The sequence below is a fragment of the Steroidobacter flavus genome, from assembly GCF_042651805.1.
In the GTDB taxonomy this organism is placed as follows: domain Bacteria; phylum Pseudomonadota; class Gammaproteobacteria; order Steroidobacterales; family Steroidobacteraceae; genus Steroidobacter; species Steroidobacter flavus.
The window spans coordinates 1-22,206 of record NZ_JBHSDU010000004.1 but is presented as its reverse complement, the minus strand read 5'-3'; the positions used below and the strand labels follow the sequence as shown (position 1 = coordinate 22,206).

The 22,206-nt window shown below is 61.2% G+C and carries 17 protein-coding genes, 1 tRNA gene and 1 pseudogene; 8 read left to right on the top strand and 11 right to left on the bottom strand.

Features of this window, described 5'->3' with window-relative positions; translation table 11 throughout:
• Positions 1–15 precede the first annotated feature (15 nt).
• Both ACFPN2_RS21030 and ACFPN2_RS21025 read right to left on the bottom strand, forming a co-directional pair.
• On the bottom strand, positions 16–330 hold the full coding sequence (locus ACFPN2_RS21030) for a type II toxin-antitoxin system RelE/ParE family toxin (RefSeq protein ID WP_380600268.1): 315 nt from the start codon (positions 328–330) through the stop codon (positions 16–18).
• A gap of 18 nt (positions 331–348) precedes the next feature.
• Positions 349–1,233 carry a hypothetical protein gene (locus ACFPN2_RS21025; RefSeq protein ID WP_380600266.1) on the bottom strand — a complete coding sequence of 295 codons (885 nt, stop codon included), beginning with the start codon at positions 1,231–1,233 and terminating at the stop codon, positions 349–351.
• 305 nt (positions 1,234–1,538) lie between these two features.
• Here ACFPN2_RS21025 and ACFPN2_RS21020 point away from each other — a divergent pair, with 305 nt between their 5' ends.
• Entirely contained in the window at positions 1,539–1,889 is a 351-nt protein-coding gene (locus ACFPN2_RS21020) for a helix-turn-helix transcriptional regulator (RefSeq protein WP_380600264.1), read from the top strand.
• Positions 1,890–2,561: 672 nt separating this feature from the next.
• On the opposite strand, the gene ACFPN2_RS21015 is transcribed toward ACFPN2_RS21020, so the two are convergent.
• The 6 genes from ACFPN2_RS21015 to ACFPN2_RS20990 all read right to left on the bottom strand — a co-directional run bounded on the left by ACFPN2_RS21015 (position 2,562) and on the right by ACFPN2_RS20990 (position 9,626).
• Positions 2,562–2,870 (bottom strand): hypothetical protein, encoded by a 309-nt coding sequence (locus ACFPN2_RS21015; protein WP_380600262.1) that lies wholly within the window; start codon positions 2,868–2,870, stop codon positions 2,562–2,564.
• A 377-nt stretch (positions 2,871–3,247) separates the two neighbouring features.
• The gene (gene csrA, locus ACFPN2_RS21010) at positions 3,248–3,550 is read right to left on the bottom strand and encodes a carbon storage regulator CsrA (RefSeq protein ID WP_380600260.1); all 303 of its coding nucleotides are present in this window, start codon (positions 3,548–3,550) and stop codon (positions 3,248–3,250) included.
• Positions 3,551–3,983: 433 nt separating this feature from the next.
• Positions 3,984–7,055 (bottom strand): error-prone DNA polymerase, encoded by a 3,072-nt coding sequence (locus ACFPN2_RS21005; protein ID WP_380600258.1) that lies wholly within the window; start codon positions 7,053–7,055, stop codon positions 3,984–3,986.
• 61 nt (positions 7,056–7,116) lie between these two features.
• Complete coding sequence (locus ACFPN2_RS21000) at positions 7,117–8,709, bottom strand: Y-family DNA polymerase (protein ID WP_380600256.1); 1,593 nt, start codon at positions 8,707–8,709, stop codon at positions 7,117–7,119.
• Positions 8,709–9,359: a translesion DNA synthesis-associated protein ImuA gene (gene imuA / locus ACFPN2_RS20995; protein ID WP_380600254.1), complete on the bottom strand. Its 651-nt coding sequence runs from the start codon at positions 9,357–9,359 to the stop codon at positions 8,709–8,711. Before imuA ends, ACFPN2_RS21000 begins: the two co-directional genes overlap by 1 nt.
• Positions 9,360–9,362: 3 nt before the next feature.
• Positions 9,363–9,626 (bottom strand): hypothetical protein, encoded by a 264-nt coding sequence (locus ACFPN2_RS20990; RefSeq protein ID WP_380600252.1) that lies wholly within the window; start codon positions 9,624–9,626, stop codon positions 9,363–9,365.
• Between the two features lie 224 nt (positions 9,627–9,850).
• On the opposite strand from ACFPN2_RS20990, the gene ACFPN2_RS20985 reads away from it, so the two are divergent.
• The 6 genes and pseudogenes from ACFPN2_RS20985 (at position 9,851) to ACFPN2_RS20960 (ending at position 15,587) form a co-directional block, all read left to right on the top strand.
• Complete coding sequence (locus tag ACFPN2_RS20985) at positions 9,851–10,261, top strand: hypothetical protein (protein WP_380600298.1); 411 nt, start codon at positions 9,851–9,853, stop codon at positions 10,259–10,261.
• Between the two features lie 4 nt (positions 10,262–10,265).
• Positions 10,266–11,693 carry a VRR-NUC domain-containing protein gene (locus ACFPN2_RS20980; RefSeq protein WP_380600250.1) on the top strand — a complete coding sequence of 476 codons (1,428 nt, stop codon included), beginning with the start codon at positions 10,266–10,268 and terminating at the stop codon, positions 11,691–11,693.
• Positions 11,657–12,496, top strand: a complete 840-nt coding sequence (locus ACFPN2_RS20975; protein WP_380600248.1) for an SOS response-associated peptidase family protein — start codon at positions 11,657–11,659, stop codon at positions 12,494–12,496. The genes ACFPN2_RS20980 and ACFPN2_RS20975 overlap by 37 nt, the downstream gene beginning before the upstream one ends.
• A 603-nt stretch (positions 12,497–13,099) precedes the next feature.
• Complete coding sequence (locus ACFPN2_RS20970) at positions 13,100–13,534, top strand: TA system VapC family ribonuclease toxin (RefSeq protein WP_380600246.1); 435 nt, start codon at positions 13,100–13,102, stop codon at positions 13,532–13,534.
• Between the two features lie 298 nt (positions 13,535–13,832).
• Positions 13,833–14,258: pseudogene (locus ACFPN2_RS20965) on the top strand (SOS response-associated peptidase family protein); the annotation flags it as partial.
• 33 nt (positions 14,259–14,291) lie between these two features.
• Complete coding sequence (locus tag ACFPN2_RS20960; RefSeq protein WP_380600244.1) at positions 14,292–15,587, top strand: hypothetical protein; 1,296 nt, start codon at positions 14,292–14,294, stop codon at positions 15,585–15,587.
• Between the two features lie 386 nt (positions 15,588–15,973).
• Here the strand turns inward: ACFPN2_RS20960 and ACFPN2_RS20955 are convergent, their stop codons facing one another.
• A complete protein-coding gene (locus ACFPN2_RS20955) occupies positions 15,974–17,416 on the bottom strand; it encodes a hypothetical protein (protein WP_380600242.1) in 1,443 nt (480 codons plus the stop codon).
• A 92-nt stretch (positions 17,417–17,508) separates the two neighbouring features.
• A tRNA-Cys gene (locus tag ACFPN2_RS20950) sits at positions 17,509–17,576 on the bottom strand.
• Positions 17,577–18,327: 751 nt separating this feature from the next.
• Between ACFPN2_RS20950 and ACFPN2_RS20945 the strand changes: the two genes are divergently transcribed.
• On the top strand, positions 18,328–20,922 hold the full coding sequence (locus tag ACFPN2_RS20945) for a DEAD/DEAH box helicase (RefSeq protein ID WP_380600240.1): 2,595 nt from the start codon (positions 18,328–18,330) through the stop codon (positions 20,920–20,922).
• 621 nt (positions 20,923–21,543) lie between these two features.
• Here ACFPN2_RS20945 and ACFPN2_RS20940 read toward each other — a convergent pair.
• Complete coding sequence (locus ACFPN2_RS20940) at positions 21,544–21,939, bottom strand: hypothetical protein (protein WP_380600238.1); 396 nt, start codon at positions 21,937–21,939, stop codon at positions 21,544–21,546.
• Between the last annotated feature and the right edge of the window lie 267 nt (positions 21,940–22,206).

Sequence of the window (22,206 nt, the reverse complement as noted above, 5' to 3'; positions counted from 1 at the left end):
CTTCCGCGGCGAACGTCACGTCCGCATCGAGGCGGGAATGTCGCGCTTGCGGTGCAGGACGCGCCACACGAGGACGTATTCTGGATGTTCTCTATAAAACACGAGATAGGGATACCGCTGTAATGGCCAGTATCGTAGGCCGGGCGGTTTCAGTCGTTCGGCGTAGCGAGGGCATCCGCTCGCCGGATGCCGGCCGATGTGTTCGTAGGCCTGTGACAAGGCCTGCACGAACCCCTCGACCGCGTGCGGTGCACGCTCACGTCGATAGCGAGTGATGACAGTGCGTGCATCCTGCCGTGCTTGCGGACGCGTTCTGACGAGCTTCGCCATCACCGGAGGCGGTCACGCCTATTCGCGCTTGGCGTAGCGTCGCAGTTCCTCGAAGTAAGCCGCATCCGCGGGCAGAAGGGGCTCGTCAGCGGTCGCCTCCACGAACAGGCGCTGCAACTGCAAACGATCCTGCTCGCGATGGATGAGGTGGCGCAGATACTCATCAGTGAATCGTTCTCGGCCGGCCCTTGTGCTCAAACATTCATCGGGTCGCAGGTCGTCCAGCGCCGCATCTGGCGCGTGCAACCAGTCAGCGAACCACGCGTCCACCTCGAAGCGGTTGGCGCCGGAGTTTATAACAATTTGTTCGATCCGACGTCGGAGGGTCCACCGTGCGATGTCGACTGTAGTGGACAAAATGGAGTCCGTCTCCAGTCCGAGGCGGGCGAGTTCTTGCTGGTGCATTGCAAGGACGAGTCGCCGATGGGCGCGCAGCAAGAGATGAACGAGTGCGTCACGAGGTAGAGCATCCTCAAGCAACGAGGTGCCGCGAGCGAACGCCTCGCTCCACGCCGCTCGCACGAGCTCGCGCTGGCAGATGCGTGCGAATGAATCGATCACGGACCTCACGAGGGCGTCCACGTCAGCGGCCGATCGCAGCAGCGCGCGGCTACCGGCGAGCACGGCCGGCACATCGAGGCGCGCGTGAGTTGCCTGCGTGCGTGCCGCTTCATCGCGATGGCGAAGCGACGACAGCGCCGCTTTCAGCACGGCCCTGGAAAACTCAACCAAGCTTATCGGCGTGTCTGCGTTCGTGGACAGCGTCGTCAGGAGCGCGTCGCGAAGCAGGTCGCCCGCACGCGTTGCATCGCCCGTTCGGAGTAGGAGGAAGTCACGAAAGCTCGCGTACGCAGGCTCGAGCCAATTGACCCAGTCATCGAGAGTGTCGCGTGCGTCGGGCATGGTCGGGGTCGATCGTGGTCGTATCGGCGGTGAGCCGTGTGTCGTAATTCAACGTGAACTTACACCAAATCGTGGTTCGACTCGTACCACGATTTCGATGACGCGTCGTACGATGGGTTCGATGGAACGAGAGGAAGCAAATCCATGGACAGCGACCGCGTATTTGCGGGTGGCCATCGATACTCACGCCTCCATGGGAGCGGCCCAGGTTTTCGTGATCTCGCTCGGTATCTTGCACGCTCCCGCGGAGCATCAGGCGTCTCACCCCTCCTGGATCGAACTTTTTGAAAGTCATCCATGCCTAAATGGCAGATAAATCTATCATATTGGAAGCTTTTAGGGAATGGCTAGCCACACCGCAACGCCGCACTCTTTGGGGCATGACTGCACGCAGTATCCCTCTCAAGAGAATTTTCGGTCAGAACATTCGCATCTATCGGGCTGCCAAAGGAATGTCCCAGGAGGATTTAGCTGAGAAAGCTGACATCAAACGGACCTACATTGGTTCGATCGAACGGGGAGAGGTTGATCCACGGTTGGAGACGGTGAGTAAGGTTGCGGCGGGGCTCGGGGTGGACGCTTTCAAGCTGCTGGTGCCCGTCACGGAACAGCTTTCCCTGGGAGTGGACGCCGTGCTGAAAAGGTCAAAGCGATAGATCGACGGCCTTGCTGGGTCGTCTGCATACGCCGCATGAGTCGTGCGAGCACGCTCCGTGGAGGCTTCGATGCTCGAGCGTCCGGTCGGCCATCGGCCGTCAGCGATCCTGCCTCGGCCGTCGTGCAACCGGCCGAACATGGCAGCGTGTTTTCTTCCGAAGTGGGCGTTCCGAACAGACGCTGTATCGAGGTGCGCCGCTCACCGACGATCGTCGCGCGGCCAGCCAATGCTCGATCTCTCCTCGATCCCATCCGAGCGGCTTGCCGTGGTAGCGCTTGGGAGATGGAAATCGCCCCAGCCAGGCAAAGGCCGATAGCAGACAGCGCGGTCGTCGCGTGAGTCGCGCTACCTCGTGAGCGGTGAGCAGCGTCGTCCATTCCGGGCAACGTTCGTTGATCCATTTCGAGAGGTGCAGGCGAGAGGACGTCTCGCACGCACGTTGGCGTCCCTGGGGTGAATGCAGGCTCATGGGCGGTGCGCGTCCTGTGGTTCCGTGGACATCGAGGCGAGTCGTCACGAGGTCCATGATCGACGAGCACACGTCGCTTGTCAGCTCTCGATATCGTGCTTAAAACGGCGAAACTGCAGTCTTTTGGTGGCCTCAAATTCTGTCGCATCGAGTTCTCCGAATCTTGGGTGACATGACCTGGATGATTGGGGATGGGGTGGATCACGTGGCTGAACGCTCCGAGGGTGGTTCGGTACGCTCCGGCGCCGGCCGAAGGCGGTCCAGGTGTTCCATGGTCTTGGCCATGAGCTCTTCGGGACGCAGCCCTAAGCCCTCCGCGAGAGAGATCAGGGTGCCAATGGTTGCGTGACGATCCGCGGCCAGTAGCAGTTGCAGATACGCGCGACTGACGTTGCCTGACTTGGCCGCGTCGTCGCGTCCCAAGCGGGAGCGACGAATCTCCGCCACCAACGCGTCCGCGAACGCGCGCTTGACCGTGCGTACAAAGGGGGATTCCGGCGACCGGCCCACGGGAGTCTCCAAGCGGATGCGCGCGGCCGAACGCCGCGTTCATCTCGCACCTCTGTGAGTGGGCTAGCGCGTGTTGCGCCAGTCGAAAACGGCATCGACCGCGACGATCCGCGGCACGTCGGCGCGTAAAATCGGCCAATCAGGTTGGGGCGGGGTATGTGGAGGCGCGGACCATGACGGCGGACGCGCCACACCGGGCGCAAACCCGGTAAACTGATAGGTAGCCATACATTCCTCCAAGCAGGGGTGTATTGGTAGGCGCGCATGGTGCTGTAACACCGTGCGTTCCGGGCGGGAGCGGCCTAGCCGCTCCTGTTTTCTTCATCCCAATGCGTCGATCGGATCTCCTCGATCCTCGTCATCTTTCGATCGCTCAATCACTCGTCGACAACACTCTCTAAACCCGTTGGCGAGCCGGTGGGCGCGTCCGTTTCAGGATGCCGCTCGCGACGCTTTCGGAGGGATACCCTTTCGCCGTCGCGCCGATGGATCCGCGTCGATACGTTCGACGATGCGCGCTCGCGTTGAATGCGCTCATGGACCTCTTCTCGGTGGATCGGCACGGTGGCATCGGCGGCGAACCCCAACCGGACCTGAGTGCCTCTCACACTGAGCACCGTGACCGTGATGTCATCGAAGATCATCACGGCTTCGCCCACGCGTCTGTTCAGAATCAACATCGTTTGCTCCGTGCTACGCGAGACACTCGTGTCTTGGCGATGATGATGGCGTGAGTCACAAATCGATGATCGAAGGTGATCTGCTATCAGCGCCGTATAGAAGAGATGTTACTCGACAATCGTGCCGTGTTGACGCGTTGATCGAAAAAACTCGTGAGAATGTCAACTGTAGTCGACCTGGCCACGGCATACGAAAAGAGAAGCGATGCGTCGCCAAATTGTTTGTAGTCGACGTCTCTGCATCACGAGTTCAATCGCCGATCTGCGTCAACGCGTCTTCTCGCAGCATGCCTAACGATCGCGTTCGGTGCGAGCAGGAGAGGGTATCCACATCGGAGTGGGCGTATTGTAGTAACAACGATCGAATGCACGGCGCTACCCCGTCGTCCTTTCATGAGTTGCGCGCCATCGCTTCGCGTTCCTCGACGATGTCTCAGTGAAAATCGCGAGACGGTACCTTCAGCACCCCCAACCATCGCGTGTGATCGAACAGCGCCTGCGCGATCACGTGCTTGACGCCGCTTTCGTGCTGAAACGTCCCGCGCACTTCCATCAGCGAGCTGCCCAGAAACGCCGCGCGAAAGTCCTGCGCCACGCTATTCCACACGATCACTTGCACGATGCCGGTTTCATCCTCCACCGTCATGAAGGTCGTGTGCTTGGCCGTGCTCGGACTTTGCCGGAGCGTGACCAGGCCGACGTAACGCACCTCGGCGCCGTTCTCGAGTGCGAGCACCTCGCGGGCGGATTGGATGCCTCGTCGAAGCAGCCGATCGCGCAACAACGCAACCGGATGCCGGCGCAGCGACACGCCCGTGCTCCTAAAATCCGCGAGAATGTTTTGACCCTCGCTCGGGGCGCGCAACAAGGCGTCGGCTTCGCGGGGCGGCGCCTGCGCCAACAATTCATGGTCGGTCTCCACCCCCGCGAGCGCCCACGCCGCCCGATGACGGTGACCGGCGAGCGACGCGAGCGCATTGGCGCCCGCCAAGAGTTCCAGGTCACGCCGAGACAGCTCGCTTCGACGCACGAGATTCGTCGGGTCGACAAAGGCGCTTTCATCTCGAGCGTGGATCAGTCGCGCGACGGCCGCCTCGCTCAATCCCTTCACGAGCCGGAACCCGAGTCGCAGCGCCGGCGATCGTTCGGCGCCGTCGACTTCCAGCGTGCAATCCCAGTGACTGCGCGTCACATCGACGGCACGCACCTCGACCCCATGCTCGCGTGCGTCTCGAACGATTTGCGACGGACTATAGAAGCCCATCGGCTGACTGTTGATGAGCCCGGCGGCGAACGCGGCGGGGGCGTGACATCTCAACCAGCCACTTGCGTAGGCAATCGCCGCGAAACTCGCCGCATGACTTTCGGGAAAGCCATACGCCGAAAAACCCTGCAACTGCCGCCACAGCTGATCGGCGAAGACCTCGTCATAGCCGCGGGCGCGCAACCCCGTCAGCAACTTTTCATGAAACGCTTCCAAGTTGCCATGCCGCCGCCACGCCGCCATCGCGCGTCGCAGGGCGTCGGCTTCGCCCAACGTGAAGCCTGCGGCGACGACCGCAAGTTCCATGGCCTGTTCCTGCCAGATCGGAATGCCTAAGGTCCGCTCGAGCACGCGCCGCACCGCCTCGCTCGGATACGTGACGGGCTCCAGGCCCATGCGGCGTCTGAGGTAAGGATGCACCATGTCACCCACGATGGGGCCGGGGCGCACGAGGCCGATCTCGACGACGAGATCGTAAAATCGTCGCGGCTGCAATCGAGGCAGCATCGACATCTGCGCCCGCGATTCGATCTGAAACACCCCGACCGTATCGGCGCGACAGAACATCTCATACGTCGCGGGATCCTCGGTCGGGATCGTCGCCATCGTGAGCGAGGCGCCCGTCGCTTGGTTGTGTAGCGCGAGCGTCTTGCGAATGGCGGTGAGCATCCCCAAGGCCAGCACGTCGACCTTCAACAGCCCCAAGCTCTCGAGGTCGTCCTTGTCCCACTGGATGACGGTGCGATCGGCCATGCTCGCATTCTCGATCGGTACGAGTTCATCCAATCGGTCGGCTGCGATCACGAAGCCGCCCACGTGTTGCGACAAGTGGCGCGGAAAGCCGACGAGCTCGGCGACGAGGCTCAAGAGGCGGATCATGAGCGGATGGTTCGCATCGAAGCCGACCTCGGCGAGCCAGCGGGGCAATGCTTTGGGATCCTCGGACTCGCGGCGCGCGAGCGCGCCGATCAGCCGCTCGATTTGCAACCCATCGAAGCCGAGCGCCTTCGCCACGTCACGCAGCGCGCTCTTCAACCGATAGGTGAGGACGGTCGCCGCAATCCCCGCACGATGCCGGCCGTAGCGGGCGTAGAGATATTGCATGACTTCTTCGCGCCGCTCGTGCTCGAAGTCGACATCGATGTCGGGCGGTTCGTGTCGCTCCTTGCTGATGAAGCGCTCGAAGAGGACCGACTGACACGACGGATCGACGATGGTGATCCCCAAGCAGTAGCACACGACGGAGTTGGCCGCCGAGCCCCGGCCCTGGCAGAGGATGTCGCGGCCTCTCGCGAACCGCACCAGATCGTGCACGGTGAGAAAAAAATGCTCGTAGCGCAGGTCTGCGATCAAGGACAGCTCGTGCTCGAGCAAGCCTCCGACGGTCTCCGGAATGCCTTCCGGCCAGCGCTCGTGCGCGCCCGCGTACGCGAGCGTCCGCAACCAACTCGCGGCCGTGTGTTCTTCGGGGACCAGCTCCGCCGGAAATTGGTATTTGATTTCATCCAATGAGAACTGGCATTGCTCGGCGATGCGCACGCTCTCGCTGAGCCACTCCGCGGGATAGCGAGCCGCGAGCACCGGCACGGCGTGCAGATGACGATCGCGATTGGGTTCGAGGCCATAGCCGCACTGGGATACTTGGGTGCGCCGATGAATGGCCGTCAGCACATCGAGCAGGGCCTTGCGTTCCCGCACGTGCATGCGCACGCCGCCACAGGCGGTGACGGGGACGTTCAGCGCCTGCGACAACGAACGCGCCCGCGCCACGTGCGCCCGATCGCGCCCGTCGTGATGCAATTCGACCCCGAGCCACAGCCGACCTAAAAATTGCTCGGACAGCCAAGCGCCATCGGCGTCGTCGTTCTCGCCCGGCAGCCAGATCAAACAACATTCATCGAGGGCGCCTGCGAGCCAATCGCGTTCGAGCGTGTAGCAGCCTTTGCCCGCCGCCCGCCGCGCGCGCGTGATCAGTCGACACAACTGCCCGTAGCCTGTGCGCGAGCGCGCGAGGGCAATCACGGTGAGCCCATCGGAGCAGGTGAGCGTCGCCCCGACGATCAGCGCGAGGTTGAACTTCTTGGCCGCCTCGTGCGCACGCACGACGCCTGCGAGGCTGCACTCATCGGTGATCGCGATCGCGCGGTAACCCAGCTGGGCGGCCCGTTCCACCAGTTCCTCGGGAAAGGAGGCCCCTTTCACGAACGAGAAATTGGTGAGGGCATGCAACTCGGCGTACATCGATCATCCCGCGTGGGGCGATGCCCACGTGACGCATCCAAACGGCCTCATCTAAACGAGCTCATCCAAACAGGCCGTGGACGAACCATTCATCGCGCAAGTCGAGGTCGCGATAAATCCAGCACTCGAGGCCGCACGAGGCATGAGCGCGATAGTAAGCGCGCCGGACGCTCGGGCCGTCCCACGGCTCCGCCTCGATCGTCTCGGGACTCGATACGATCCGAAATGCTCCCTCGCGATATTCACGGGTCGCAGGCGTCGGTTCACGAAACAACCACAGCGGCCGTCGCGGCAGATGCGCAGGCGGGGCGACCGCAGGCGTCGTCGCGCACGGCGCCGCGTTTGCCTGCGCGCATTCGGGCACGTGATGGGCGCGTGAGATGAGCGCACGCACGGCCGGCACGCCGAAGCGGCTCTGCAACCGTTCGAGCAGACGCGCCTTGCGCTCGGCCAGCTCGGGCAGTTCGGCGCGCGTGTCTGGATCCAACGCGAGCACTTGATGGTGAGGTTGGGCGAGGAGCAGTCTCGGCGCCTCGATCGCGACTTCCCGCACCGGTGCGCGCAGCGTCAGTCGATCGAGGTGCTCGTGGAGCAGGCTCGCGACGTGTGCGGTGTCGCTGCTCGCCTGCTGCAGGCGAAGGTGCAGCGCCGTCGCCCCCTCGCGATGTTTCAGCGTGAGCGTGAGCTCATCGATCGCGCGGGCGGCGCCGATGAGCGTTCGTTGCAAGCGTGCGAGCGGCCGCTCCAGCATTTTTTCGAGCAATGTCGTCGTCTCGATCTCGAACTCGAGCAGCACCCGATCGTGGTAGCCGGGCGGCGTCGACCAGCCGCGCTGCAGCCAGGGCGTACGACCGAGCGCCTGCGCGAGTTCGTGCACGGGACCGGCGCCGATGCGCCGCGCGAGATCCTTGCGCGACAGGCGCATCAAATCCGCGACGGTGCCGACGCCAAAGCGCATCAGTTGCAGCTCGATCGCAAGCGGCCAGTGCAGGCTCGCAATCGGCACCGCGCTCAAGATGCCGGGCAATTCGCGAGGCAGACACACGCGCGGTGCGTTCGATGCGCGGGCGAGCCACTGCGCGGCGCGGGCGGTCGGGGCGAGGGCCACCTGCAGTCCCGCATCGAGATTCGCAAGTGCTGCCTCGAGGCGCGCGATGAGCGCCTGCGCACCGCCGAACAACCGAAAGCTGCCGCGCACTTCGAGCAGCACCTCGTTCGGCGGTTGGACGCTCACCGCCGAGGTGAACTCGAGACAGGTGGTCGCGATGCGTTCGAGCAGATGGGTTTCGGACGCGACCTCGCGTGAGACGAGCTCGAGCGAGGCGCAGAGGGCGATCGCGGCATTCATGCGATGACCGGGTCGCACGCCGTGCCGCCAGGCGCGTTCGTTGCACGCGACGACGTGTTTCAAACGATCGGTGTCGATCACCGCCCAGGCCGAGGCATCGAGCAGCGCTCGTCGTTCGGGCACTGCGGCCTGGTACGCCGCGGCGCGCGCGAGATCCGCAAAGTGCAGGGCGAGCCACGCCTGCGATCGTTTCGGCGAGCGCGCGGGCGTAGGCGTAGGTGCTTGAGCCACTTCGATCGGTGCCCGCACCGATGCCACGGCGTGCGCGGGCGGATCGAACAAGGTCAGTTGCAGCGCCGCCGACATCACGGCCTCCGAGCGCTCAGGCAGTCGTCCATGTGAGCCACGTCGATGCGCACGAGACTCGGCCGTCTTCCCTGCATCTTCAGGATCGAGACTTCGAGGAACGCCTCCTTGCGAGCGAGCGCGATCCGCAACGTCGCGGCGGAGGCGATGCGTGCCTCGCTCGTCGACCGAAACAACACGCCGACTCCGCGGCCCGTCATCGCCGCAAGCCTCAAGGTGCGTATCGCAGCCGGTTTCAACTGCCGCGCCCAGGCGAGCACCGCGAGACACGCCCCCGAGCGTAGTGCCTGCGTCATGGCCCAGGTCAGATCGGTCGGCTGCGACACGTCGCAGATCCAATGATCGCGGGGATCGAGCCCGTACTGCGTGAGTGCGATCGCGTGCAGCTCATGGGGCGGTGAGAGCCACAACACGATCGGGCGGCAGGACGCGTCTAACGCGCGTGCGGGTTTCAATAGATTGAGGAGCAGCCGCAGTTCACCGATGCCGTGCGCATCACACAGCACGTCGATCAGCGAGGGGCGCGGCCAGCCGCCGCCCAAGGCGCGATCGAGCGCCGCATCGCCGCTCGGCACGCACTCTGCCGCGAGCGAGGGGAGCGACTCCGCGCGCCACAGCTGCGGAATCTCGGCGAGCGTGACGGTCGTCATCGGTCACTCCCGCTCCCGGCGCCGCTGGTTGATCTTCGACCAAGCCGCGATCGCGGGACTGCCCGCGGCAGATCGGCGTGCTCGTGGTCGGTCTTCGAACGCGCGCGTGAGCGCGACCGGATCGAGGCAGACGATCGTGCAATTGGCGCAGAAGATCAGGCGCGTCACGACTTGGGTGCCGTCCGGACGGTTCAACACCACGGGCTGGAAGACGGTGCCGTGGCAGATTGGGCAGCAGAGGTGGTCGGGCCGGTCGGGCATAGCCATCGATGGAGCTGTATAGATATACAGATCCTAGATCGCTTTGACGCGGGGCGGAAGAAGATAGACCGGCAAATATGCCCCCTCGAACCCCGCTCGATGGCTAACCGGCTGATCGCGCGCTGAATTTAATTTTCATGGCCGCCGCACTATCGCTATGCTGTACATAAACCCACGTTAATCGGAGAGGGGGACTCGATTGATCAGCGCGGAGCTGCCGGAGGCACTCTATTACTTGCGCAACTTTCCGGCAGGCCATCGCGTGGGTCGTGACACGCAATCACGACCTGCTCTCGACGGCGGAGCGTGCGTTCGCAACTGGATTCGAGGCATTGCCGGTGCCCGCGCAGGCGCTGCTCGCCCGCCTGTCGATGCGCCGAGGTGCGCTCTTTCGCCGCTCGAAGATTCGCTATGCCGAAATCGAGCCGCTCGACGAGGCGCTCAGTGCGTTGATCGAGATCGGCTGGGTCGATGCGCGGCCGAAGCTTGCGCTCACGGACTTGTTTCGGCTCGCGACCCGCGCGGAGCTCGCGCGCCTCCGGCGATCGGATGGGGCGGCTCACGAAATCGGCCCCCTACGAAGCGCTCATCGACGAGCCGGCCGAGGCGCGTACGTTTCAGGAATGGCTAGAGACAAATGAGCCGGTGTATCGCGTCACCATCGCGCCCACGGTCACGCGCTTTCGCTTGCTGCATTTCGGAAATTTTCATCAAGACTGGCACGAATATACGCTTTCGCATCTGCAGATCTTCAACTACGAGCCGGTGGCGCTCGATCTTGCGAGTCGCCCGTTCGAATCGCGCAAGCAGATCGAGTTCTTCTACGCACTGTATGAATGTCACGAGGCGATGAGCGAGGGCGCCGCCTTGCCCGAACTGCTCGCACGACTGCCCGACGCGCCCAGGTGTCGAGGCTGGCTGCACCGGGCCTGGGATCGACTGCGATTTGCGGTGGGGCAGGCGGCCGAGCTCGACGCCGAGCCCGACACGGCGCTCGGCCTGTATCGGAACAATGGGCAGATCGATGCACAGGTGCGCGAAGTGCGCCTCCTCGAATGTTTGAAGCGCGAGGAGGAGGCGCTGTCGAGGGCGCGGAGCGTGCTCGCGACGGGCGGCAGTGAACGGATGAGGGAGCGGGTGAGCCGCATCGTCGCGCGCCTCGAGCGCCGACGGGGAGCGCGGTCGGTCCGCTCCGTGACCCGCCCCGCGTGGAGCACGAGCGCGCTGTCGTTGGTGCAGGATCCCGATCGGCGCGTCGAGTGGCTCGTGCAGGCGCATCTATCGAGCGACGATGCGCCGGTGTTCTACGTCGAGAACAGCCTGTTGTGTTCGTTGTTTGGCCTGGCATGTTGGCAGGCGCTCTTTGCCCCCGTGCGCGGCGCGTTCTTTCATCCGTTTCAAGCGGCGCCGGCGGATCTGTATTGTCCCGACTTCGTCGCCAAACGACGGAACGCGTTCGATGCGTGTCTCGAGCGCCTCGACACCGGCGAGTACGTCGAGGCGATCCTGCGCACCTTCGCGGACGAGCACGGCACCCGTGCACCGTTCGTGCACTGGTTCGCGTTCGATGAAGCGACGCTGCGGCTCGCGCTGGCCTGCATTCCCGCCGTGCATTTGAAACTCTATTTCGCGCGGATGCTCGAGGATCTCGGCGAGAACACCAGTGGCTTTCCGGATCTCGTGCAGTTCTTCGTGAAGACGCGCACGTATCGATTCATCGAAGTGAAGGGGCCGGGCGATCGCGTACAGGACAACCAGCGGCGCTGGCTCACGTACTGCGCCCGATGTGACTTGCCGGTGGAAGTCTGTCAGGTCCGTTGGGCGGACCCTGGCGTGCCGCAGGGGTGGGGTTGTCTCAGGACACAGCGATGGCATCATCGGCTCCACAGCACGGGTGAGGGGGCAGGATCATGTGTTACGCAGCGCTCGTCTCGGCAGACTTGCGTCGGCTGGAACGCGAGCTCGGCAGTCGCATCGAGTTCGCCGCGTTTCAGCGCGCGTACGAGGCGCGCCTCACGGATCCGAAGTCCGTCAAGATGCCTATCGCGCTCGATCGTCAATTCTTGGGCATGAACGATCCGCAGGCGGCACCGATCGCTGCGGCGATCAGCGCCTACCGTGCGCAGCGGACGAGCGAGTGGCAGGCGGAGATTTTCGAACAGCGCCGACGCCATGCGGACGCCGAGCGCAAGCTCGCGCAAAAGGTGACCAAGGCGGCACAGAAGGATCTACAGGTCTCGGCAGACAAGATCGAACAGCGTCTGAAGTGGCTGAAAGATTTCCGGGATGGCGAGACGACCGAAGAAGACCTCGTCATGTATCCGATGCATTACGGTCCACTCATCATCGAGACGGCGGGGGAGCGGAAGATGACGCCGATGCGCTATCACTGTCGCTTGCCGGGACACGCACCGGACATGGATCGGCGATTGAACGGAAATTACAATGCGCGCATCGACTCACTGGATGACTGGTGGCGACCGGTCTTCGGCAAGCATCACGGCCTGCTCGTGTTGGACGGATTTCGTGAGAACGTCAAGGCGCATGACATGCAGGGGCGTGAGCTGAAGGAGGGCGAGCGACCCGAGAACGTCGTGCTTCAGTTCAATCCCAAGGATGGCACGCAGATGCTCGTGCCTTGCATTTGGTCTCGATGGCAACGAGGCGATGAGGTCCTTCATTCCATGGCGCTCATTACGGATGAGCCCCCTGAAGAAGTCGCACGTGCCGGCCATAATCGATGTCCCATCAATCTCACGCGCGAGGCGGCACTTAACTGGCTTACGCCACAGGGTCGCAGTGACGCCGAACTGTTCGAGATTCTGAATCAGCGCCAGCGTCCCTACTACGAGCATCGCGTGGCCGAGGCCGCTTGAGGAATATTGCTTCATCGCTTAGGCGTCGCTCGTGCCGACAAACATTGCCAACGATCCACGCCGGTGTTCAGGGCAGTGCCAATCTAGCGGCGGACCGCACAATAGGCCGTCACCGACGACGACGGTGCGAGTCGTCGTCCTGCTCGACCGCAAGGTTTGGGCCCAGAGGCCGCAGGGCCAAGGTTGCGGTTTGAGATCGTTGGTCCAAGGCACAAGCCATCGCATTGCCAGGGCGGCGTAGCGGCCGGAGCTCTTCACTCGATCGGCGAAAACTGGACACCGATTTTACGCCCTGGCTGTCAGATCAATGACTTACGACTGCATAAGGCCGCACTTGATGCGATCGCATCAGATGCGTAGAATGCTTCCATGCGTACTACTCTTGACATTGATGACGATGTGCTAGAGGCAGTTAAAAGCCTCGCTCGGCAAGCGGATCGTACCGCAGGCGCTGTCCTGTCGGAGTTAGCTCGTCTGGCGCTCACCAAAACTCCCACCAATTCTGCTCGTGCTGGAGTGGGAGGCTTCGTGCCGTTTGAAAGTCGTGGGGGGCTGGTCACTAATGAGCAGATTGATCGTCTGCGTGAACAGGACGCCTACTGAGTGAGAGCACTGTTCGACGTCAATGTTTTGATCGCACTTCTTGATAGAGATCACGTGGGTCATTCCGTTGCCAGTGAATGGTTCTCAACGCATCTCGAGCATGGTTGGGCGTCTTGCCCGATCACTGAAAATGGCACCGCGCGCATCATGGCGAGTGCTGGATATCCGAATCCGCTATCGGTAGCTGCGGTCTTGCAGCGCCTCGCGGTGGCTAAGGCAACGGAACATCACCGCTTCTGGCCGGACGACGTCAGTCTCGCCGATACCGAGGTCTTCAAACAAGCCGAGTTGCTTGGGCCGAAGCAGATCACCGATCGATATCTATTGGCGCTGGCAGTCAGGAATAAAGGCCGACTTGTGACATTTGATCAGGGGATCCGGCCGACCGCCGTCATCGGCGCGCTTGCGGAACATCTCGTTCAGCTCTCGGGGTAAAGCGGGTTCAGCGAATGCGGGGCGCGATGCGGAGATAAGCGTCGCCCGGCATTTCGCGAGACCTTCCGATTGCGCTCGACGTATCCCGCATGTCGGCCGCCTTCTGTCGTAGTGCGCGATTGATGACGAATTTTCTTTTTCGCCCAAACCTGCGAAGTTGCTTTTTCACGCGCCAGGGTCGCACTAGGTGCGGAACTGATTCGCTGGAACCAGTTCGGCGGAAGTGCAGGATGGGTTTTCTAGCCATTCTGGGGCCTCTCATTTGCTCCTAATACTTTGAAGGTTCCTAAACAACGCAAGGCGAGAGAGTCTAGAAGACTGGTGGCGACCGGTCTTTGGAAAGAATCATGGCCTGCTCGTGCTGGAGGGATTCCGCGAGAACGTGAAACGTCACGACATGCAGGGCCGCGAACTCGAGGCGGGCGAGCAAGCCGAAAACGTCGTGCTGCAGTTCAATCCAAAGGACGCGACCCCGATGCTCGTGCCGTGCATCTGGTCGCGGTGGCAACGAGGTGAGGAGGTGCTCCATTCGATGGCGCTGATCACCGACGAACCCCCCGATGAGGTAAGAAAAGCGGGGCATAATCGGTGTCCCATCAATCTCACGCGCGAGGCGGCGTTTGCGTGGCTCGCGCCTCAGGGGCGCAGCTCGGCCGAATTGTTCGACATCCTGAGTCAGCGGCATCGCCCCTACTATGAGCACCGTATGGCCGAGGCTGCCTAAGGCAACGACCAAGGTTGACCATAACCATAGGCAATGAATATTCCATTGCACCTGAGACACAGACTCACCGAGGCTATCGCGGGAAGGAACGGAATGACAAAGCGAATAGAGTTCTCTGCGAAAACTAAAGAGGCCATCGCAAAGCGTGCCGGCTACCGGTGCAGTTTTCTTGGTTGTGATCGGCTCACTGTGGGGCCTGATATTGATCCTCGAAGATTCGAGGTGTCAGGAGTTGCATGCCACATCTACAGCGCATCTCAGGCGGGGCCGCGAGGCTGGGGATCGCTGGCCCCTCAGGATATTGCTGCGACCAGCAATGGAATTTGGATGTGCGCGCATCACGCCGGCCTCATCGATAAGAATGCCGGCGCGGCCTACTCTCCGACGCTCTTAGCGGCATGGAAAGCGGACCGTGAACAGCGAACTGCGCGTGAGCACAACGGGCTGGTGCTCCAGCAGGGTTGGATCAAGCGATTGACAGTGCGCCAATCTCCCATCTTCGATGACAACTGTACGCTGGAGTTTGGCAAGGTCACGCTGATTGTGGGCTCCATCGGATCAGGCAAGACCGCCTTGTGCGATTGGATTTCCACGCTCGCGACCTGCAAGCACCTTTCGCGCTGGCAGAAGCATGGGAAGCCCCTACACTTTGACGTCGCGTTCTCCAATCCCGCCGATCACACGCTCTCAGTTCAGCTCAACAGCGCATGCCCTGAGATTCGGGTGGATGATGTGATCCACTCGCTGGGGCCGATTCCCTTCGCGATGATGTATGTGAATGAGCACTTCCGTCGTTCCGCTGGTAACGAGATGCAGCTGTTGTGTAACTTGTTAGATCTAGACCCGCGCAGCGTTCGCGCGCTGACCGCTCGCATCTGTGAATCTCCCGTAGGGATTCTTGCTGCAGCGGAGTGGACTTGCGCTGGCTCAGGCGATAACCATGACGGTTCCACGTTGATGTGCACGCTCCATCGTGGAGAATCGTACGTCCGAGTGCCCTTCCGGAGTGGGGCACTATCCGGAGGGGAGCGAACGGCTATCCTCTTGGAGTTTGTGATTGCTCGCCTGCAGCTTGCGGCGCGGCTAGCCCCAGCGGTGCTCCTTGTGGAATATGGAGCGTTGTGCATGGACGCCGTACGCCTCCGCTACTACGTCAATTTCTTAGCGAGCCCGCGGTCGTCCTTTCAAACCATCATGACCGCCCCGATGTATTGGGCTGCAGAGTTGGTGCACAAGAGTAACCTGCTGTGCTATCGACTCGATGACTCGATCGACCGCGGTCACCGGATTAGTCGCTGGGATTTCGGCCCCTCGCTGCCGCCAAATTAATTGCGCAATCCTTACAGCGCTTGACTAGGCGTGCCCGCGCTCTTTGTCGCGTTCGAGTTCATGATCACTTTGATCGCGCCCACGTGCGGCCGATGCATTCTGCGCTTCGGGCGCGTCAGAACCACATGATGTAACGACAGACCTGCGATCATCACGCCAGAGCCGCTTCGAGCGACAGGCTTGCGCTTCAGCCAGAACACTCGTATCCGTCATCGTTCCCTCTGAGGGTTCCGGGGGCTGTCGTCCCGTGCAAAAAGGACGTCCGCCTCAATCGCAGGCAGCGGACGGTTATGCATAGTAGTTGTCACTAGTGAACCCGGCCATCGTCGGTGCTCTGTCCCAGCTGCCGCGGATCGTCATCTTTGCGACGATCTCACCGATCTGACTTACACAGCGAGCAGCGCCAGCACGGCCTTGACCGCCGTCGTAATGGGAGCGGCCATCGCTGCGACGGTCTTTGCGGCCTCCAATAGGCCTTTGGCGGACAGCTCATACCATTCCTTTCGCGGTGTCTTTGAAACAGCTTCAGAGGTGAACGCCTCAAGGTCCTTCGAGACGCGTTCCGCATCATCCGGTGGCAGCTGTTTGGCGAGCTTCGCCACTTCCACCGCGACGGCCTTCAGCTTGTCCTTCAGGTCGGCATCGACGTTTGAGTTCGCGGCCTTGTTGAAACTGTTCTGAATGTTGGTCGCGGTGACGACATTGAAGTCACCTGTCACGCTGACGTTGCCCATCTGGATGTTGGTGTTCATGACATTTCCCTGGATGTTGTTGATCACCGCCGCGGTGTTCTGGGCTCGACGAACATAGCCATCGACCAGCGCGGCCACCTGTCTGCGTAACAGCGTGAGGGAGGCGGTTTCCCCCTCAAAGACCACCCCCAGCGCTTGGTGTGCAGCCTCGAGCATCGCCGACTGTTCCAGACCCATGTGTCTTGGCTTGTTGAGCAGATGTACAGTATCGCGCAGGTAACTCTGTACCGCATCGGATGTGGGCGTATTGCGCGTCAAATTGAGCCGATTGCCTTGCCTGATATGCACAAGAATCGCGCGGAGGCATTCGCGCTCGGCATGCAGGCGAATCAGGTGAATGCGAAGACGGCGTGCGGCATCCGGATCACCTTCGGATCTTGCCATGAACCACACGCTGCAGCGTTCTTTGCCGAACTGAATCCATGCGTGCGACAACGAGGCGCCTGCGGCACTGACCTCCAGCACGCGGCGCGTATGGGGAGGCGGGACGATATCGACCGAATGTTCGATGACGAGGGCTGGATTGCCGCAAGTTAGCCACCAAGGTTCTGGAGGCCCGGCAAGGTGCCGACGTTGATGGTTCGTCGTTGCAAACAGAAAGTGCCGCGCCAGATGCTCGCCCGCGTCGATGAGTTTGACCGCGCGGGGTTGAAGGTTTGTATCTCTCACCGAGACCTGCAGCGTCAGGACGCTGCGAATCAGGGTCAGAAGATCGACAGGCGTCCCCGAGATCGGCGCCACTGGAATGACCTTCAACCCGACCTCGAGGCGCGCAACGGTACCTTCTGAGTGAAAGCGACGAAAGGCACATCGTAAGGTTCCAGTCGCCTCACCCAGAGGAAACTGCAGATGGTCAAGGCGATCTGGAAAGCGGAATGCGCGCTTGGCATCTCCGTACAGTTCCTCCCCGGCCCAGTCCGCGACGCCACCGCGTCGGCGGGGCTGCACGAGACCTGCAGAGCGTACGAAGTCCAGTCCGGGTTCGGCCAGGGGCCAGGCGGGCCGAGCCAATCGGCTGCCGCCGCCTTCTAAGAATCCACGGATATCAGCAAAGGGAAATTGAACCGCGAGGAACACTCCGCTGCCCCTCTGTTGTCATGCATCTGGACATAGCCGCCGTCCTTCAGCGCGCGAAAGAGCCCCCTAGTCGAGCATCGGGGGGAGCGATGCGGCCCGCGGGAGTCGAACCCGCACCTATCGCTTTGTTGGCGACACGCTCTACCTCAGAGCTGGGGCCATCTTGCCACCCCGATCGAGGAGTCTGCTGCCCACAGGATCGTAATGGTCGAGGGGAATGCTAGCAGCGTGCAGATGCGCCGCGCAACGTGGGGACCAATGGATGGAGGGTTGCGATGGCGCGCGCCGATAGTACGGCTCAGGCAGAGCCTTTGAACTCATGGATGCTGAGAGTCGTCGCGGATCGATGCAAGCGCAGGATAGATGTCCACGAAGGGGATGTTTTCAGTGTTTCCTGACATCACTGCGGTCGCCGTGAAGCTTGCTCGAGGAATATCAGAAAACGAGTCAGCGTCCTCATCCTGTGAGGGTTGTCTAACGTTTGTCATGCCAGATGGGCTTTGACCAGCAGGGCGCGGGTAGGCAGGGGAAGATCGAAGATCGCGTGTAGCAGCGGGTCGTCTCGTTGCTTGCAAGACGCGGCAGGCGCTGAAATGAAAGCGCGAGCGCCACATCGAGCACGCGTCTGCACTCATAATATTTCGCGGATCCACAATCGCAGCGCTCCCGCCCAAATGCGACGTAGATCAATGTATTAGAACGTCAAGGCGGGTTGAATCTCGATGTTCCAGGAGCCGAGCCGGGGATAGCGGCGACGGCGCGCCTTGCCACTCGGTTGATGTCGGCCAGCGTCCCAACCCGGGCTCACCTCGATCCACTATAGTTTCGGCTGGGTTGCTGCGTCGATCGAGTCGCGACGTCGTTGCAAGCCAACCAAGTTGCTGCGTGCGCGCCTAACAAGGGATCGAGTCATGGCCTTCAAGCTCAACAAGACATCTTCTTTGTCGTTGGAAAGTCCGGAAACGCTTTTCCGCGACATGAAAACGAAGAAAGTTCATGGCCCGCTGTCGGATCAGGCCGATGCGTGGCGTGCCTACATGGACAAAGCCCTGAACGAGAAGAATGTCGCCATCCAGCTGCCAACGGGTGCTGGCAAGACCCTGGTCGGATTGATGATCGGCGAATGGCGGAGGCTGAAGTTTCGCGATCGCGTCGTGTTTCTTTGTCCCACGCGACAACTGGTTCATCAGGTTGTCGCCGAAGCAAACGCCAAGTTCGGGCTGAAAACCCACGCGTTCACTGGCTCAAAGTTGAGTTATGACAAGGATGCGGCTGCTGAGTATCAAAACTGCGAGCGTATTGCCGTCACAACATACAGCAGTCTGTTCAATTCGGCTCCCTACTTTGATGATCCGTCCGTCGTCATTCTAGATGACGCACATGCGTCTGAGCAGTACATCGCTAATTTGTGGTCGCTCGTCATTGATGGGTCCGAGCAGAAGCACGGCGGCCTGTTCGAGGCGGTGGTGGAAGTCGTCGCACCGACACTCAATCCGGCAGATCAGAAGCGGCTGACTGATCCTGATCCTCGGCTGAGGGATCGCGGATGGGTTGAAAAGATCCCGTCGCCGGTATTGCACGAGATGTCGAATCGTCTGCTGTCGGTGATCGATTCGGAAGCGACCGAAAAGGAGCATCGATTTGCCTGGGCCGCAATACGAGATCATCTCGACGCATGTCATATGTATATCGGCGCAAAGGCTATTCTGATTCGGCCGCTGCTGCCGCCCACGCGGACACACCAACCCTTCGCGGCGAGCCGTCAACGCATATATATGTCCGCGACCATCGGCAGCGGCGGCGAACTCGAACGGATCACGGGCCAAAGTCCGATTACCAATCTGATGTCCAAGGCGGCGGACCGACAAACCATTGGCCGTCGCTATTTCATGTTCCCTGAGCGATCTTTGAATGAGCAGCAGCAGCACATTCTGTGCGGGGAGACGATGAAGAGAGCAGGGCGCGCCTTAGTGCTTACACCGGATGGGGTGCGAGCAAGCGAATTTGGAGACATCGTAAGGAAGCAAACGGGGTTCGACGTCTTCGACGCCGCGGCGATTGAGAAATCCAAGACGCCCTTCATCGGAAGCCAAAACGCTGTTGCCATTGTCGCGAATCGCTACGACGGGATCGATTTCCCCGGTGATGAATGTCGCCTCATGTTTGTGGAAGGTCTACCGCGTGCTACGAATCTGCAGGAATTGTTCTTCGTTCGTCGGCTCGGAGCCGTCGATTTACTGAATGTCCGAATCCTGACACGACTCGTCCAGGCTTTCGGCCGGTGTACGCGTTCGGACCAAGACTACTGTGCGGTGGTCGTGCGGGGCGAGGAATTGAACAAGTACCTGATGACGCCGGAGCGACGTGACTGGTTGCATCCGGAACTGCATGCCGAGCTGGCATTCGGCATCGATCAAGCGAAGGGGGCGACGGTCGCCGACTACCTCGAGAATCTGGATACGTTCTTCGCTCAATCGGACGAGTGGGTTGCCGCGAACGCCGAGATCGTCAGTTTGCGAGATTTCATGCAGCGCAAGTCCTTGCCCGGTGCAGAGGACTTGCAGAATGTAGCAGCGGCTGAGTTGGAGTATCAGCTTTCGCTCTGGGCAAAGGACTACGAAAGTGCGTACGGCCACGCGAGAGCTGTCATTGCCAAACTGACCGACTCGAGCTTGCGAGGCTATCGTGCACTTTGGCACTACCTCGCAGGCAGCGCTGCCTGGCTCATGTACAAGGACGGATCGAAGGGGTTTGATTCGCGTGCGCGCGAGCACTTTGGCAACGCGCAACGAGCCGAACGCACGGTGACCTGGCTCGCCTCTCTTGCGAAGCTTGCAGACGAAGGAGATGACAGTGTTAGTTCATTCGATGCCGAAACGATGAAATTGGTGGAGCGTATCGAGGGGATGTTCGATGAGCTGGGAACGTTGACAGATTTCAAGTACGACAAGGAAGAAAAGGCGATCCGCGAGAAAATCGAGAAGAATGAAGCGAAGAGTTTCGAGAAAGGGCACTGTGATTTGGGGGCGCTCTTGGGATACGACGCGGGAAACCGGAATGACACAGGCAGTCCGGATCCATGGTGGGTGGCGAATGAAAATTTGTGCCTCATCTTTGAAGATCATTCAGACGCAAAAGCCGATGGACGGCTTAGCATTGAGAAGGCCCGCCAGGCGACGACCCATCCTAATTGGGTTCGGGCCAATGTGCCGCTTGCAGCGGGCGCCGAGGTAGTCCCAATTATTGTGACCCCCGTTCGCAAGATCGATAAGGCGGCAACGGTGCATATGACCGGAGTGCTGGTGTGGGGTCTTGATGACTTCCGCGACTGGTCTCGCCATGCATTGCGAACTCTGCGTGATTTGAGAAGGGATTATCCCGGATCAGGAGACCTGGCGTGGCGCGCAAGGGCAGCGGAAGCACTCACGAAAGCGTCCATTGCACCCCGCGCGCTCCTTCAAAAGCTTCGAGATGCGATGGCGAACGGTCCCCTTGTCCCAGAATAGAAGGCGGTCGACAGAATTGATGATCTTCGGCTCAGCTGAGGTGAGCAGAAGCCGGCGTTAAGCAAGCGCCGGAGTCAACGCCTGAAGGAAAAAAGGGAGGAAAAAGGGGACGGACTTGTTTCTCTGTACGCTTTTGAGACTATGGGGGCGGCTCGGTCCCAAAGCGAGGTGCCGAAAACGGCAGCGGCATTTCGCTGTCGAGTAGTTCTCGCAGACGCAAGACCGTTCGCTCCCGGCGGAAAGGAGCAATTCCCAATGGCTTTTGTTATCTGCTGGACGTCATTCAAGTGCCCAAGGATGACTCACGCGCCACGGGCGAGGGCGCCGCCGCTCAGCGCGAGGCCGCCGCGGGTGCGCGCCCGAGCGTATCCTCGACCCCAAACGCCACGCCAGTACAGAGAACCCCATAAACGCGTGGCGCCCGTGGAGCCCGAATCGGTGGGACGGATCGATCAACGGCGGCCCACATTGCCAGAAGGATCATCGCCCGTGATGACGGGCCTTCGCCCGAGCGTGCACCGGTCATTCCCCGGCAGCCCGCGAAGCTCGGGGTGCCGGTGAGATGGGTGTCGTGTTTGTGATCGAGCGGATTGATCGGATTGATCCGAGCAAGAGCATCCCTCATTCCACGATGATCACTTCGTCTGCGTCCTCGTTCTCGTGTTCGTCCGCTTTCATCCGATTTCTCGAGGACACGTGTAAGCCGACGATGATCGGCACGGCGATCGCCGCCCAAAACAGCCCCCATCCCAAATCCGATGACGCGCGCAGGATGCCGTAGCCCGCGCCGCCCGCCAGGGCCGCGGTCCAGAGCCAGAAGATGATCACAAACTTCAGGACCAGCATCGCAAATGCAATGGCGGAAAAAATGCCGAGCGTCAGAAGTAACGCGCCGTGCATTTCTGGAAATATTTCATGTAACGCCACGCCGGCGATCAATCCCACCAATAGCGCTTCCACTGCGAACACGCCGCCGCCCCCGCGGGGGCGAATGACTCGAACGGTTCGTCGTCCCATGTGACGGTTCCCTCCGCGGCTCGCATCGATGCAACGACGCGGCTCATTGAAAGACCGCTGGTTGACAGCGGCGTCAGGCCCTGAGCCGATCTTAATCGTCATGAGCAGTTCCTGTCATTGTCGGCTTGCCGCGCCGACGGCCGTCCGTCCGATGTTCAGTTCTCAATTGTTGATGGCTGTTAAAAACCGCCTGTTTCTGGCGATAGCGCGCACTTCTCTGCGCTGATCGTTCCCACCTGATCTCAACGAAGCGGAAGAAGCACGGCA